The organism is Pseudomonas sp. N2-3-1-14 (assembly GCF_041228395.1).
Lineage (GTDB): Bacteria > Pseudomonadota > Gammaproteobacteria > Pseudomonadales > Pseudomonadaceae > Aquipseudomonas.
Window position 1 is genome coordinate 3,684,438 of the sequence record NZ_CP166199.1, and the last position, 14,442, is coordinate 3,698,879.

Annotated in this window: 12 protein-coding genes; 7 read left to right on the forward strand and 5 right to left on the reverse strand. The window is 62.3% G+C overall.

The genetic code is table 11. The features are described 5' to 3' along the window. Nucleotides 1-8 precede the first annotated feature (8 nt). Complete coding sequence (araD1, locus tag AB5I78_RS16870; RefSeq protein WP_369302980.1) at nucleotides 9-1,001, reverse strand: AraD1 family protein; 993 nt, start codon at nucleotides 999-1,001, stop codon at nucleotides 9-11. Nucleotides 1,002-1,016: 15 nt separating this feature from the next. Then, nucleotides 1,017-2,339 (reverse strand): MFS transporter, encoded by a 1,323-nt coding sequence (locus AB5I78_RS16875; RefSeq protein ID WP_369302981.1) that lies wholly within the window; start codon nucleotides 2,337-2,339, stop codon nucleotides 1,017-1,019. A 190-nt stretch (nucleotides 2,340-2,529) separates the two neighbouring features. Between AB5I78_RS16875 and AB5I78_RS16880 the strand changes: the two genes are divergently transcribed. Beyond that, nucleotides 2,530-4,266 carry an IlvD/Edd family dehydratase gene (locus AB5I78_RS16880; RefSeq protein ID WP_369302982.1) on the forward strand — a complete coding sequence of 579 codons (1,737 nt, stop codon included), beginning with the start codon at nucleotides 2,530-2,532 and terminating at the stop codon, nucleotides 4,264-4,266. A gap of 47 nt (nucleotides 4,267-4,313) precedes the next feature. Beyond that, nucleotides 4,314-5,036 carry a FadR/GntR family transcriptional regulator gene (locus AB5I78_RS16885; protein ID WP_106579793.1) on the forward strand — a complete coding sequence of 241 codons (723 nt, stop codon included), beginning with the start codon at nucleotides 4,314-4,316 and terminating at the stop codon, nucleotides 5,034-5,036. A 35-nt stretch (nucleotides 5,037-5,071) separates the two neighbouring features. On the opposite strand, the gene AB5I78_RS16890 is transcribed toward AB5I78_RS16885, so the two are convergent. Continuing rightward, on the reverse strand, nucleotides 5,072-5,539 hold the full coding sequence (locus AB5I78_RS16890; protein WP_369302983.1) for a metallophosphoesterase family protein: 468 nt from the start codon (nucleotides 5,537-5,539) through the stop codon (nucleotides 5,072-5,074). A gap of 130 nt (nucleotides 5,540-5,669) precedes the next feature. On the opposite strand from AB5I78_RS16890, the gene AB5I78_RS16895 reads away from it, so the two are divergent. From AB5I78_RS16895 to AB5I78_RS16915, 5 genes are all read left to right on the forward strand, one after another. Further along, nucleotides 5,670-6,560: a bestrophin family protein gene (locus AB5I78_RS16895; protein ID WP_145164832.1), complete on the forward strand. Its 891-nt coding sequence runs from the start codon at nucleotides 5,670-5,672 to the stop codon at nucleotides 6,558-6,560. A 152-nt stretch (nucleotides 6,561-6,712) separates the two neighbouring features. Further along, nucleotides 6,713-7,471 carry an autoinducer binding domain-containing protein gene (locus tag AB5I78_RS16900; protein WP_369302984.1) on the forward strand — a complete coding sequence of 253 codons (759 nt, stop codon included), beginning with the start codon at nucleotides 6,713-6,715 and terminating at the stop codon, nucleotides 7,469-7,471. An 80-nt stretch (nucleotides 7,472-7,551) separates the two neighbouring features. Further along, nucleotides 7,552-8,439, forward strand: a complete 888-nt coding sequence (locus AB5I78_RS16905; RefSeq protein ID WP_369302985.1) for a proline iminopeptidase-family hydrolase — start codon at nucleotides 7,552-7,554, stop codon at nucleotides 8,437-8,439. 299 nt (nucleotides 8,440-8,738) lie between these two features. Then, nucleotides 8,739-11,147 carry a glucose/quinate/shikimate family membrane-bound PQQ-dependent dehydrogenase gene (locus AB5I78_RS16910; protein ID WP_369302986.1) on the forward strand — a complete coding sequence of 803 codons (2,409 nt, stop codon included), beginning with the start codon at nucleotides 8,739-8,741 and terminating at the stop codon, nucleotides 11,145-11,147. A 58-nt stretch (nucleotides 11,148-11,205) separates the two neighbouring features. Then, on the forward strand, nucleotides 11,206-12,471 hold the full coding sequence (locus AB5I78_RS16915) for a carbohydrate porin (protein WP_369302987.1): 1,266 nt from the start codon (nucleotides 11,206-11,208) through the stop codon (nucleotides 12,469-12,471). A 45-nt stretch (nucleotides 12,472-12,516) separates the two neighbouring features. On the opposite strand, the gene AB5I78_RS16920 is transcribed toward AB5I78_RS16915, so the two are convergent. Next, on the reverse strand, nucleotides 12,517-13,113 hold the full coding sequence (locus AB5I78_RS16920) for an imm11 family protein (protein ID WP_369302988.1): 597 nt from the start codon (nucleotides 13,111-13,113) through the stop codon (nucleotides 12,517-12,519). A 31-nt stretch (nucleotides 13,114-13,144) separates the two neighbouring features. Beyond that, nucleotides 13,145-14,323 carry a XylR family transcriptional regulator gene (locus tag AB5I78_RS16925; protein ID WP_145164819.1) on the reverse strand — a complete coding sequence of 393 codons (1,179 nt, stop codon included), beginning with the start codon at nucleotides 14,321-14,323 and terminating at the stop codon, nucleotides 13,145-13,147. Between the last annotated feature and the right edge of the window lie 119 nt (nucleotides 14,324-14,442).

Consider the following 14,442-nt stretch of genomic DNA (forward strand, 5'->3'; position numbering starts at 1 on the left):
TGATCTCCTTAAAGGGTGATGACATTGCCGGGCTCGAACACCGCGTCGGCCTTGCCGACCGTGTTGACCAGCGGCGCGCCGAATTCGGCCTGGCTGATCTCGAATACATCGCCCGGTTCAGTACGTATACCGTCGGCAAATGACAAGGTAGCAGTGCCGAAGAAATGAATGTGCACGTCACCCGGCTTGAGGAATTGACTGTATTTGAAGTGGTGATACTCAAGGTTTTCGAGGCTGTGGCACATGTTGGCCTCGCCACTGAGGAATTCGTTTTGCCAGATCACTTTGCCGTCACGCAGGATACGGCTGGTGCCCGCCAGGTGCTGCGGCAACTCGCCTACGCGTAACTCAGGACCATAGCTGCAACTGCGCAACTTGGAGTGGGCCAGGTACAGGTAGTTTTTGCGCTCCATCACGTGATCAGAGAACTCGTTGCCCATGGCGAAGCCCAGTCGATAGGGTTTGCCGTCGTGGCCAATCACGTAGAGGCCGCCGATTTCCGGCTCTTCACCGGCGTCTTCGGCAAACGGCGGCACCGGGAAAGCCTGGCCCGGGCGTACCACGATGCTGCCGTCGCCTTTGTAGAACCACTCCGGTTGCACACCCGCTTGGCCAGACGCGGGCTTGCCGCCCTCCACGCCCCATTTGAAGATGCGCAGGGTGTCAGTCATCGCACTGTCGTCACCGGCCTGCTGGTGCATCTTGTCCCGCGCCGAGGCGCTGCCCAGGTGGGTCAGGCCGGTGCCGCTGATCAACATGTGGGCCGGGTCCGGGTGATCGAGCGGCGGCAGGATTTTCAGGTCAGTCAGCAATGCGCGGTAGTCGTAGCTGTCGCCCAGGCCCAACTTGTCGACCTGCTGCGCCAACTTGACGCCCGCCTCGATGGCCGCCAACGCCAGTTCACGCACGCTGCGGGCCGTCTGCACTTCGCGCAGCTTGGTGCCTTCTACTACGCCGACACGGCGCTCACCGTTGCGTAACTCAAACTGAACTAAACGCATGAAATGTCTCCTTGATTAAGTCCGCGTGGCACCCCGGGCGCTAGCGGCAAATTGTTCGGTGGGCAGCACGTGCTTGCGTTCCAGTACGCGGTACACCACGCCGGTCAGCAGTAACCCGAACACCATCACACCCGACAGGAAGTACAAGCCCGAGGCCAGGTTACCGGTGTACTCCTTGAGCGCGCCGATCACAAAGGGACCGATATAGCCGCCGAGGTTGCCTACCGAGTTGATCAACGCAATGCCCGCCGCCGCACTGGCGCCGGCGAAAAAGCGCCCCGGCAGGGTCCAGAACACCGCCGTGCAGGAGAACAGCGCGAACGCCGCCAGGCACAGCGCGGCCATTTGCAGCACCGGCAAGCTCAGCCAGGCACTCAAGAACAGCCCGATGGCGCCCAGCACATACAGCACCGCGAGATGGCCGTAGCGGTCATTCAAACGGTCGGAGCTGCGCGGAATGATCAGCAGGCCGAGAATGCCGAAGATATACGGCACCGCCGAGACGAAACCAGTGACCAGGTCACTGCCGCCGAACTGCTTGATCAGCGTCGGCAGCCACAGGCCGAGCCCATAAATGCTCAAGGTCACGGGCAGGTAGAACAGCGCCAGCAGCAGTACTCGTTTGTCTTTCAGCGCATGCAGCGGGTTGCCGTGGCGGGTCTGGCCGTAGGCTTGCAGGTCTTTATTCAGCTCGCCGGTGAGCCAGGATTTCTCGTCCTCGCTCATCCACTTGACCTGCTGGGGGCCGTCCGGCAGCCAGCGCAGCACCGGCCAGGTCAGCAACAGCGCCGGCGTGCCGATGACGATGAACAACCACTGCCAGCCATGCAGGCCGAGGATGCCGTCCATGCCCAGCAAGCCGCCGGACACGGGGCCGGTGATCATCATCGCAATGGGTTGGGAAAGGATGAACAGCCCGAGGATCTTGCCGCGATGGCGCACCGGGAACCACTGGGTGATGTAGTACAGCACGCCCGGAAAGAACCCCGCCTCCGCCGCGCCGAGCAGAAAGCGCATCACGTAGAAACTGTGCGGCCCCTGCACGAAGGCCATGCCGATAGTGATCGCGCCCCAGGTCAGCATGATGCGCGCAAACCAGCGCCGCGCGCCGAAGCGGTCGAGCATCAGGTTGCTGGGAATCTCGAACAGGAAGTAGCCAATGAAGAACAGCCCCGCGCCCAAACCATAGGCGGCGTCGCCAATGCCGACATCGGCGCCCATGTGCAGCTTGGCAAAACCCACCGCCGAGCGGTCCACGTAGGCGATCAGGTAGAGCAGGATCAGGAAGGGAATCAGTTTCAGCGTGATGCGCCGAATAAGCCGCAGTTCCTGGCTCATGGGTCGATCTCCGATTGTTGTTTTTATAGAAGCTCGGGGTTACCGCAGGCCAAATTCAGGCAGGGCGATACCTCATTTGAAGCCGACTATATAGTATGACTATTTACAAAACAACTCTTCCAAAGCCTCGATTTTGCGCTTATGTTTAGCCGTATATAGAACATATAGTCATACAATAAGAGAGACCACCATGCCTCATAAAAAGCCCACCCTCCGCTCCGCCCAGTGGTTTGGCACCGCCGACAAGAACGGCTTCATGTACCGCAGCTGGATGAAGAACCAGGGCATTGCCGACCATCAGTTCCATGGCAAACCGATCATCGGTATCTGCAACACCTGGTCGGAGCTGACGCCGTGCAACGCGCACTTCCGCCAGATCGCCGAGCATGTCAAACGTGGTGTGATCGAAGCCGGTGGCTTCCCGGTGGAATTCCCGGTGTTCTCCAATGGCGAATCCAACCTGCGCCCCACCGCCATGCTCACGCGCAACCTGGCGAGCATGGACGTGGAAGAAGCGATTCGCGGCAACCCCATCGACGGCGTGGTGCTGCTCACCGGCTGCGACAAAACCACCCCTGCGCTGCTGATGGGCGCGGCCAGTTGCGACGTGCCGGCCATCGTCGTCACCGGCGGGCCGATGCTCAATGGCAAACACAAAGGCCAGGACATCGGCTCGGGCACGGTGGTGTGGCAGCTCAGCGAACAGGTCAAGGCCGGCACCATCACCCTGGACGATTTCCTCGCGGCCGAAGGCGGCATGTCCCGCTCGGCCGGCACCTGCAACACCATGGGCACGGCCTCCACCATGGCCTGCATGGCCGAGGCACTGGGCACTTCCCTGCCCCACAACGCGGCGATCCCGGCGGTGGATGCGCGCCGGTATGTGCTGGCGCATATGTCCGGCATGCGTGCGGTAGAGATGGTGCGCGAAGACTTGAAGCTGTCGAAGATCCTCACCAAGGAAGCGTTTGAAAACGCGATCCGCGTGAACGCGGCCATCGGCGGTTCGACCAACGCGGTGATCCACCTGAAGGCCATCGCGGGGCGCATCGGCGTCGAACTCGACCTGGATGACTGGACGCGCATGGGCCGCGGCGTGCCGACCATTGTCGACCTGCAGCCGTCGGGGCGTTTCCTGATGGAGGAGTTTTACTATGCCGGTGGCCTGCCCGCCGTGTTGCGCCGATTGGGCGAAGCCAACCTGATCCCGCATCCGCATGCGCTGACCGTCAACGGCAAGTCCCTGGGCGAGAACACCAAGGACTCGCCGATCTACGGCCAGGACGAAGTGATCCGTACCCTCGACAACCCGATCCGCGCCGACGGCGGCATCTGCGTGCTGCGCGGCAACCTCGCGCCGTTGGGCGCCGTGCTCAAACCATCGGCCGCCAGCCCCGAGTTGATGCAGCATCGCGGCCGCGCGGTGGTGTTCGAGAACTTCGACATGTACAAGGCGCGCATCAATGACCCTGAACTGGACGTGGATGCCAATTCGATCCTGGTCATGAAAAATTGCGGCCCCAAGGGTTACCCGGGCATGGCCGAAGTCGGCAACATGGGCTTGCCGGCCAAGCTGCTGGCCCAGGGTGTGACCGACATGGTGCGCATTTCCGATGCGCGCATGAGCGGCACCGCTTACGGCACGGTGGTGTTGCACGTGGCGCCCGAAGCCGCCGCCGGCGGGCCGCTGGCCACGGTGCAGGAAGGCGACTGGATCGAACTGGACTGCGCCAATGGCCGCCTGCACCTGGACATCCCCGACGCAGAGCTGGCGGCACGCATGGCCGAGCTGCCGCCACCGCAGAAGCTGATCGTCGGCGGCTACCGTCAGCTGTACATCGACCATGTGCTGCAGGCCGATCAAGGCTGCGACTTTGACTTTCTGGTGGGTTGCCGTGGGGCTGAAGTCCCCCGTCATTCCCACTAATTGGGATGCTATGATGCCGCCTATTTAGCCAGGGCCTCCCGTTCGTTATGGATCACCAGCCGTCCAAGCCGCGCAAGAGCATGCATGCCCAGATCGTTCAGGACTTGGGCATGCACATCGTTTCCGGTCGCTTCAAACCCGAAGAACGCCTGCCCATGGAGGCCACGCTGTGCGAGGAGTACAAGGTCAGCCGGTCGGTGTTGCGCGAGGCGACGCGCGTGCTCAGCGCCAAGGGCCTGGTGTATTCCAAACCCCGGGTGGGCGCGGTGGTGCGGCCACGCCTGAAATGGCACTTGCTCGACCCTGACGTGTTGTCCTGGCTGATGCAGACCACGCCTCACAGTGAGTTTTTCAACACCCTGGCCGGCGTGCGGCGCATCCTCGAACCGGAAATCGCCGCCATGGCCGCGACCACCGCCACCGACGAAGACATTGCCACCATCGAAAAAGCCTATCTGGGCATGGAAACCGCCAAGACCCACGACGACCTGCTGCAGGCCGACCTGGACTTTCACCGCGCGATTGCCGACGCCACCCGCAATGACCTGCTTGCCTATATGTGCAACATGCTCTCGCTGCCGTTGCGCGAGTCGATCAACATCACCAATCGCCGCCCGGACATCCAGGGCCTGAGCCTGCCGCGTCACAAGGCCATTCTCACGGCGATCCAGAACCGCGACGCCCTCGGCGCCCGCCACGCTTCGCTGGTGCAACTGGACGACACGCGCGTGGCGCTGGACACGGTGATGAACGTGCTGACCCCGTTGTAAATGCACGACGGGCGTCACCTGATTGAGCCAATCGGCTACTGAACAGCGTCCACCAGCGAAATCAGCCGCGACTCAATCGACGCCTCAACGATCTCAAGCACCGCAAGTGTCACCGGCAGTTTGAACCGGCGCCTGCCAGCGCTGCCGGGGTTGACGTACAACGTTGCGCCGCGCCACACGATCAAGGGTTTGTGCGAGTGACCGGTGATCACCAGCCGTGTGTGCGGGTCGAGTAACGCGGGCACGTCGGCAATGTCATGCACGACCAGGGTTTTCCAGCCGTCAAGATCAATGCTCAGATGGTCAGGCACCTGCTGCGCCCAGGCCGCGTCCTGATCATTGTTGCCGCGCACCACATGCACCGGCGCGATCCGCGCCAAGTGTTCAAGGATGTCCGGCCCGCCGATATCGCCCACATGGATAATCTGCTCGCAGCCTTGCAGCGCCGCGATCGCCTCAGGCCGCAGCAAGCCGTGGGTATCGGAAATCACGCCAATTTTCATAGAGCCTCCTAAAGGGTTATGAACATTGATCGCACTCGCCTTAAACGATTCAGGTCAACAGCGAACCTTCCCCCCAAACCAGCGTCCGAGCTAAGGCATTGTTGCTTACCGCTCGCCGCGAGGACCTCGTTTGAAAGCCGCCATCATCAAAAAATACCGCCTGATCATCAAGACCATGGGCTATGTGGGCTGGGCCCTGTTCTGGCTGTTGTTGTGGGATGTCGCCGTGACGGTGGATTTCATGCTGTTTCTCACCACCAAGATCAATTTGCCGCTGATGCCGTTGACCTTGCTGGGTTCGGCGCTGGTGGTGCTGATCAGTTTTCGCAACAGCAGCGCTTACAACCGTTGGTGGGAAGCCCGCACGCTATGGGGCGCGATGGTCAATAACTCACGCAGTTTTGCCCGACAGGTGCTGACGCTGCTGGACGACCCGGACGGCGAAGTGAACCCGGCCAAAGCCACGCTGCTGCGCCGTCATGTGGCCTATGTGAATTGCCTGGCGGCGCACCTCAGGGGCAAGCCGTGCCCCGACGAGGTGCGTGCGTTCATCCCGGCCGAGGAGTTCGCGCGCAACGGTGCGACCAATAACTTCGCCAATGACATCCTTACCGGCTCGGCGGCATTGCTGGCCAGGGAGTACAAGGCCGGCCACCTGGACAGCATCCGCCTGTCGCGAGTGGAGTCAACCCTGGTGGACTTGTCCAACGCCCAAGGTGGCATGGAGCGCATCGCCAATACGCCGCTGCCCTACCCTTACGTGTATTTCCCACGGCTGTTCATTTCTCTTTTCTGCCTGATCGTGCCGGTCGGGCTGGTGGAGTCCCTGGGCTGGTTCACCCCGCTGGCCTCGACGGTGGTGGGCTTTATGCTGCTGGCGATCGAGCGTATCGGCACCGACCTGCAAAGCCCGTTTCACTCCAGCGAGCACCAGATCCAGATGGAAAGCATCTGCGAAACCATCGAGAAAAACCTGCAGTCGATGCAGCGCGATGCGTTGGGTGGCGAGCGCATCGGCTGAGCGCATCAACAGGCTCACGAAGGCAGGTGGTGCTCGTCAGGCGCATTTCATCTGCCATCGCCGGTTCGGGGCGCGATGCGCCAAGGCCCGCATGACAACCGTTGGTATGGCGTTTGCTGGAGAAACCGCGCATCCCACCGCCCGGAGGCGTCATGCACACCGACCTGATGACATTCAGCGAGCAACTCGCCCACCTGACCAGCCTGGATGCGTGCCTGGCGCATGTGCAGGCGGCGACCAACCGGTTGGGGTTCAACACGCTGATCTACGACTTTGCGCCAGTGCCGGTCAGCCATGAAGGCGCGCTGATCACCCCGTCGGTGTTCAAGGCGCTGAATGCACCGCTGGACATGCACGACCTGTGGTGCACAGGCGGCTATTACCAGATCGACCCGGTGCAGCAATGCGCAGCGCGCAGAACCACGCCGTTTGTGTGGTCGTTCGGCAGCGACACCCCGTGGAACGTCGCCCTGACCGACGCCCATCGCCCGGTGGCCCACTATGTCCGGGACTACGGCCTGAGCACCGGCCTGACGGTGCCGCTGCACTTGCCGGATGGCGGCTTTGCCACGCTCACCGCGATCATCGACGGCACCCCGGCGCAGGCCGAGCAGCAGGCTCGGCAAAGTCTTGGGGACATGCTGGGATTGGCGCACACCTTCCAGGCCCGGGCCAGCGAACTGCTGGCACCGGCGCAGCGCTGTTGCACCCATGTTCACCTCACCCGGCGCGAGCGCGAGTGCCTGCAGCATTCGGCCAAGGGGCTGTCGGCCAAGTGCATTGCGGCCGCCCTCAACCGCTCCGAGGCGACGGTCAACCTGCACCTGGTCGCCGCCGCGCGCAAGTTGGGTGCGCGCAATCGCGTCGAAGCCGTGGCGCGTGGTTTGCATTACCGGCTGGTGGAAGTTTGAGAACCTATCACTTTTACCAGTGCACCTGACGCGCCGTTTTGGCTAGCCTGTACCGCATCGATCCCAATGAGGTACAGAACATGCAGGTTCGCGAAGGTTATGCCGATTTCCGTGGCTATCGGACGTGGTTCCGGGTCACCGGCGACTTGAATTCAGGGCGCCTGCCCTTGATCGTTGCCCACGGTGGCCCGGGCTGCACCCATGATTACGTCGACAGTTTCAAAGACCTGGCCGCCACGGGCCGCGCGGTGGTGCATTACGATCAGGTCGGCAATGGCCGCTCGACCCACTTACCCGGCGCCTCTGTCGATTTCTGGAGCGTGGCACTGTTCCTGGCAGAGCTGGACAACCTGGTCGAGCACCTTGAGATCAGCGACTACGCGCTGCTGGGCCAGTCCTGGGGCGGCATGCTCGGCGCCGAGCACGCGGTGCGCCAGCCTGCCGGCTTGAAAGCGTTGATTATTGCCAACTCGCCAGCTTCGATGGACTTGTGGTGCGAAGCGGCGAATGAGCTGCGCCAGGCGCTGCCGCCCGAGGTGCAGGCCACGTTGCTGCGCCATGAAGCCGCCGGCACCACCGACACCGCTGAATACCTCGCCGCAGCGGAAGTGTTTTACGCGCGCCATGTGTGCCGTACCCAACCGGTGCCGGCCGAAGTTGAGCGCACCAATGCCGCCATCGAAGAAGACCCCACCGTCTACCACGCGATGAATGGTCCCACTGAGTTCCATGTGATCGGCAGCATGCGCAACTGGACGATCATTGATCGCCTGGCGCGCATCCAGGTGCCCACGCTGCTGATCTCCGGGCGCTTCGACGAAGCCACACCGGCCACGGTGCAACCGTTTGCCGACGGCATCAGCGACGTGCGCTGGCAGATTTTCGAGCAGTCCAGCCACATGCCGCATGTTGAAGAGCGTGAAGCGTGCATGGCGTGTGTAGCCGAGTTTCTTGCCACCCTGGAATGAAGAGTGGCGAGCAGGCTTGCCCTGCGTTGGGCTGCGAAGCAGTCCTGAAAACAAACACCGCGTTCTGGCTGGCGGACCGCGGTGTTTTTAATGGGGCCGCTTCGCAGCCCAACGCAGGGCAAGCCTGCTCGCCACACAAAGCCTGCTCACCACACAAAAGCCTGCTTGCCACTTCAAGGCGGTTTGCAACACCATCATCCCAAAGCCTGTAACAGACTATTACCCAGTAGAATGTACTAACCAGTTACTTATCTTGCTAACATTCGACCTTTAGTCACTCACCTTCGAGTCCTGTCGACATGAAACGAGCATCCCGCGCCGCTGGCGCCTCACGATATCTCCTGCTGGGCCTGGGCATCATCATTGCCCTGCTCGGCGTGGCCCTGGCCGTTGGCGGCGCCAAACTGGTCAGCCTGGGCGGTTCCTGGTACTTCCTGATCGGTGGCGTGGCCATGGCCGTTTCCGGCCTGTTGATCGCGCGACGCAACCCGGCTGGCGCGTGGTTGTTCGCCGCCTTTCTGGTGGGCACGGCGGTCTGGGCGGTGGCGGATGTAGGGCTGGTGTACTGGCCGCTGTTCTCGCGGCTGTTCATGTTTGCGGTGATCGGCGTGGTGGTGGCGTTGGTGTATCCGCTGCTGGTCGGCAAGCCGGCTCGCGGCGCGTATGGCATTGCTGCCGTATTGGCAGTGGGCGTGGCCGTCGCTGCAGGCAACATGTTCGTGGCGCACCCAAGCGTGGCGCCAACCGGTAAAGGCCCGGGCATCACGCCGGTGGCTGCCGCCGACGCGCAGAAAGACTGGGCGCACTACGGCAACACCGAAGGCGGCAGCCGTTTTGCCGCGCTGGACCAGATCAACCGCGACACCGTCAACAAGCTCAAAGTGGCGTGGACCTACCACACCGGCGACGTCGCCATCAGCGACGGCAACGGTGCCGAAGACCAACTGACGCCCCTGCAGATCGGCAACAAGGTGTTCATCTGCACGCCGCACAACAACCTGATCGCACTGGACGCCGACACCGGCAAAGAGCTGTGGAAGAACGAAGTCAACGCCAAATCGGCGGTGTGGCAGCGTTGCCGTGGCATGGCGTATTTCGACGCCACCGCGCCCATTGCCCAGCCGACCCAACCCAACAGCTCGCCGATCATGGCTGCCAGCGTGCCGGCCGGTGCCCAGTGCCAGCGTCGCCTGCTGACCAACACCATTGATGCACGCCTGATCGCGGTGGATGCCGACACCGGCAAATTCTGCGAAGACTTCGGCACCCACGGCCAAGTGGACCTCAAAGCCGGCCTGGGCGATGTGCCGGACAGCTACTACCAATTGTCGTCGGCACCGTTGATGGCCGGCACCACCGTCGTCGTCGGTGGCCGCGTCGCCGACAACGTACAAACCGACATGCCCGGCGGCGTGATCCGTGGTTTCGACGTGATCACCGGCCAAATGCGCTGGGCCTTCGACCCGGGCAACCCCGAAGACAAACAAGCGCCAGCCGCCGGCAGCACCTACGTGCGCAGCACGCCGAACAGCTGGGCGCCGATGTCGTACGACCCGCTGATGAACACCGTCTTCCTGCCGATGGGCAGCTCGTCCACCGACATCTATGGCGTTGAACGTACCCAACTGAATCACAAATACGGTGCCTCGGTGCTGGCGCTGGACGCCTCCACCGGCGCAGAAAAGTGGGTGTACCAGACCGTCCACAACGACCTGTGGGACTTCGACCTGCCGATGCAGCCGAGCCTGATCGACTTCACCCCACCGGGCAGCGACAAGGCAGTACCGGCTGTAGTGATCGGCACCAAGGCCGGGCAGATCTACGTGCTCGACCGCGCCACCGGCAAGCCGCTGACAGACGTCAAGGAAGTGCCGGTCAAGGCCGCGAACATTCCCAACGAGCCGTACTCGTTGACCCAGCCTAAATCGGTGGGCATGCCGCAGATCGGCGCGCAAACCCTGAACGAATCGGACATGTGGGGCGCCACGCCCTACGACCAGTTGTTGTGCCGTATCGACTTCAAGGGCATGCGCTACGAAGGCCTGTACACCGCGCCGGGCACCGATAAATCGCTGAGTTTCCCAGGCTCGCTGGGCGGCATGAACTGGGGCAGCATTTCCACCGACCCGGTGCATGGCTTTATCTTCGTCAACGACATGCGCCTGGGCCTGTGGATCCAGATGATCCCGTCGCAGAACAAGGCCAAGGCCTCGTCCGGTGGCGAAGCGCTGAACACCGGCATGGGCGCCGTACCGCTCAAGGGCACGCCGTATGCGGTGAACAAAAACCGCTTCCTCTCGGTGGCCGGCATCCCGTGCCAGGCGCCGCCGTTCGGTACCCTGACCGCCATCGACATGAAGACCCAGCAGATCGCCTGGCAAGTGCCGGTGGGCACGGTTGAAGACACCGGCCCGCTGGGCATCCGCATGCACCTGCCGATCAAGATTGGCCTGCCGACCCTCGGCGGCACGCTGTCCACCCAGGGCGGCCTGATCTTTATCGCCGGCACCCAGGACTTCTACCTGCGCGCCTTCAACAGCGGCAACGGTGATGAAGTCTGGAAAGCCCGCCTGCCGGTGGGCAGCCAAGGCGGCCCGATGACCTATGTGTCGCCGAAAACCGGCAAGCAATACATCGTCATCACCGCCGGCGGCGCGCGGCAGTCCACTGACCGTGGCGACTACGTGATCGCCTACGCCCTGCCATAACCCCGTGTTCGCGCGGTGTCGCCCTCCGGCACCGCGCTTTTTGTCTGGAAAACCACGCATGACCCCCACTTCTCATCTGCCCCTTGGCCGCCTGGTGCTGGGCCTGGCCTTTGCTGCCGCCCTGCCCGTTCAAGCCGACGACACCACCCTGACCGGCGACTGGGGCGGCCTGCGCCGTGAACTCGACGAGCAAGGCATCCGCTTCACCGGCGACTACAGTGGCGAAACCGCCTACAACGCCGACGGCGGCCAACACCGTTCGGCGCGCTACTCGCAAAACATCAAGCTTGGCGTGCAGTTCGACCTGGGCAAGCTCTACGGTTTCAACAACGGCGACCGCATCCAGCTGACCATCAACGACCGGCGCGGCAACAGCGCCTCCGAAGACCTGGTGGGCAACCGCCTGCCGATCCAGGAAAACTACGGCGGCCTCTACACGCGCCTCACCGAGTTGAGCTACGAACGCACGCTGTTCACCCCCGCGCTGAACATCAAGCTGGGCTACATGGCCATGGGCAATGACCTCGGCGGCCTCGACAGCGGCATCCTGTGCAACTTCATGAACGCCGGTTTCTGTGGGCACCCGCTGAACATGTCCGGCGGCAGCGGCTGGACCAACTACCCGAATGCGCGCCTCGGCGCGCGGGTGAAATACGATTTCTCGCCATCCTGGCAACTGCGCGTGGCAGCGTTCAATGTCGACCCGGACAGTAACGGCAATTCCAGCCGCGCCTGGCGCCTGGACCCTAAACGCACCACCGGCACGGTGGTACCGATCGAGCTGGTCTACAAACACGCGGGCACGCTGCCGGGTGAATACAAGCTGGGTTACTACTACGACAGCTCCGACGTCAAACGCATCGGCAGCAACAAAGAAGTCAGCGGGCGCGGCGGTCACTACCTGCTGATCGACCAGGCCGTGTGGGCGTCCAGCACATCAGCCGGTCGCGTGCTGCACGCCTTCGGCCAATACTCGGCCGCCAGCGAGGCCGCCTCGCCGTTCAGCAAGTGGTATGGCGCGGGCGTGGTGCTGTACAAACCGTTCGAAGGCCGCCCGCGCGACACCGTCGCCCTGGGTTATGGCCGTGCGGTGCCGAACCCGCGCAGTCGGGATGTGCAGGAATTGGCGGCGTTCAACGCGGGCACCGACTACCCCAACCTGAACAACGCCGAGCAACTGATCGAACTCAGTTACGGCTACCAGGCCACGCCGTGGCTGACGTTGCGCCCGGATGTGCAATACATCATCGAGCCGGGGGCGTTTTCCGGTGAGAACATCGACAACGCGCTGGTAGTGGGTTTACAGGTGAAGGCCATTTTCTGACCGGATAAAGGCCGAGGCGCGAGCGCCAGCTGCGTCTCGCGCCTGTCAGGTCACAGTCGTTACGTCACCATTTACCGAATCAAACGCCATCCCGACTACCCCTGCGCTCTCGAAGCGACGCTTTACCTCTTCGCTGACGATGATTGCACCCAGATAGTGCTTAAGCCTGAAAATATCTCGGCCACCCACGTTTACCGGATCAATAACGAGCCTGGTAAAGCCGCGATAATCCCCCGCCCGGTCCGGCCGTACCGGATCATCCACGGCATACCGCTGATATTCCGAGCGTTGTTGATCAACGCACTCAACCTGCGTCTCGATGATCATCACGAAATAGTCCTGTTCAACGTGCGTGTTCGCGATGTGCACCGGCTCAAGTACGAGATGGTGATAAGGCTTATCCACCTCCGGCAAGCCCACTAATGCATCACGTGCTCTTCTGCTCAATACCGGAACACTGCCATAACCCGCCAGCGCGTAATCAACCTCAACCCCTTCGAACCTGACGTCGAGGGTGTAAGTGCCAGGCTCCATGTAATTGGGCGGCGGATTACTGAAGTGCCAGTTATTAACGTGCCGTATGTCTCCAAGCACCCATTTGTGCGGCACTGAGTGATCCGGCCTGAGTAAGTAATACCGCATGTCCTTATCCTTTTCCCCGCGTCTGCCGACATTATGAAGCCGCTGTATGCTGGTACTCACGCGGCGTACACCCAAACTCCCGCCGAAACACGGTGTGCAGGTACTGCGCCGATTTGAAGCCGCAGCGCGCGGCGATGTCGGCAATCGCCAGGGTTTGGTTTTCCAGGCCCTTGGCGGCGGCTGCGAGTTTGAAGCGCAGGATCTCATCGTGCACGCTGCAGCCGCGCGCCTTGCGAAAGTGTGATTCGAGGGAGGAGCGCGAAACGCCAACATAGGCCGCCACTTGGGCGGTCTTGATGCCCTGGCAAGCGTACTGGCGGATAAACAACAGCGCCTGCATCACGTACGGGTTACCCAACGGTTGATGCAAGCTGGACGCCTGCACATTGATCGCATCCGGCGGCACCAGAATCTGTGTGCCCGCGCAGGGTTTGCCGTGCAGCATCTGGTGCAGCAGCGCCGCGGCCGTGCGGCCCATGGTCTCGGTGCCCTGGATGACTGAACTCAACGGCACGCGCGTCAGCGTGCGAGTCAGCGGGTCATTGTCGATGCCGATCAATGCGACTTCTTCGGGCACGGCAATGCCGGCAGTGAGGCAGGCTTGCAGCAGTTGCCGTGCGCGGGCGTCGGTGACGGCAATGATGCCGATGGGCTTGGGCAAACTGTGCAGCCAGGCAATCTGCTGTTCCACGGCGCTGTCCCACAACGGTGCGCTGGTGCCCAGGCCGCGATAGACCTCCACGTGCAGGCCATCGCGTTGCAACAGACGGCGGAAGGCTTTCTCACGCTCCTGGGCCCAGCGATTGGCCTGGGCTTCCGGCAGGCTGAAACAGGCAAAACGGCGCAGGCCTGCCTCGATCAAATGCTCATACGCCAGCTTCATCAACGCACGGTTGTCGGTGGCGACATAGGGAATGCCCTTCGGGTAGGCACGCGCATCCTGATAGGAGCCGCCCACCGCCACCACCGGCAGCTTGATGTCGGCCAGCGCCTCGCCGATCAGCGGGTCATCAAAGTCGGCGATGATGCCGTCGCCCTGCCAGCGTTCGATGCCCTTGAGGCGACACAGAAAGTCTTCTTCAAGAAACAGGTCCCAGGACACGCGCGTGCTGCTCAGGTAATTGCCGATGCCGGTGATGATGCCCCGGTCGTAGATCTTGCTGCCATTGAACAGCAAGGCAATGCGGTGAACAGGCGGTAGGGTTTTCATTGTTTTTATCCTTAAAGCCGGTCGCCACAGCCTAGACCTCTCTAGTCAAAATCGCACCATGGCTTGGTGATTTTCATAATCGGCAGTCCCGATGCCGTTGCTAGTATCGAGTCACCGCC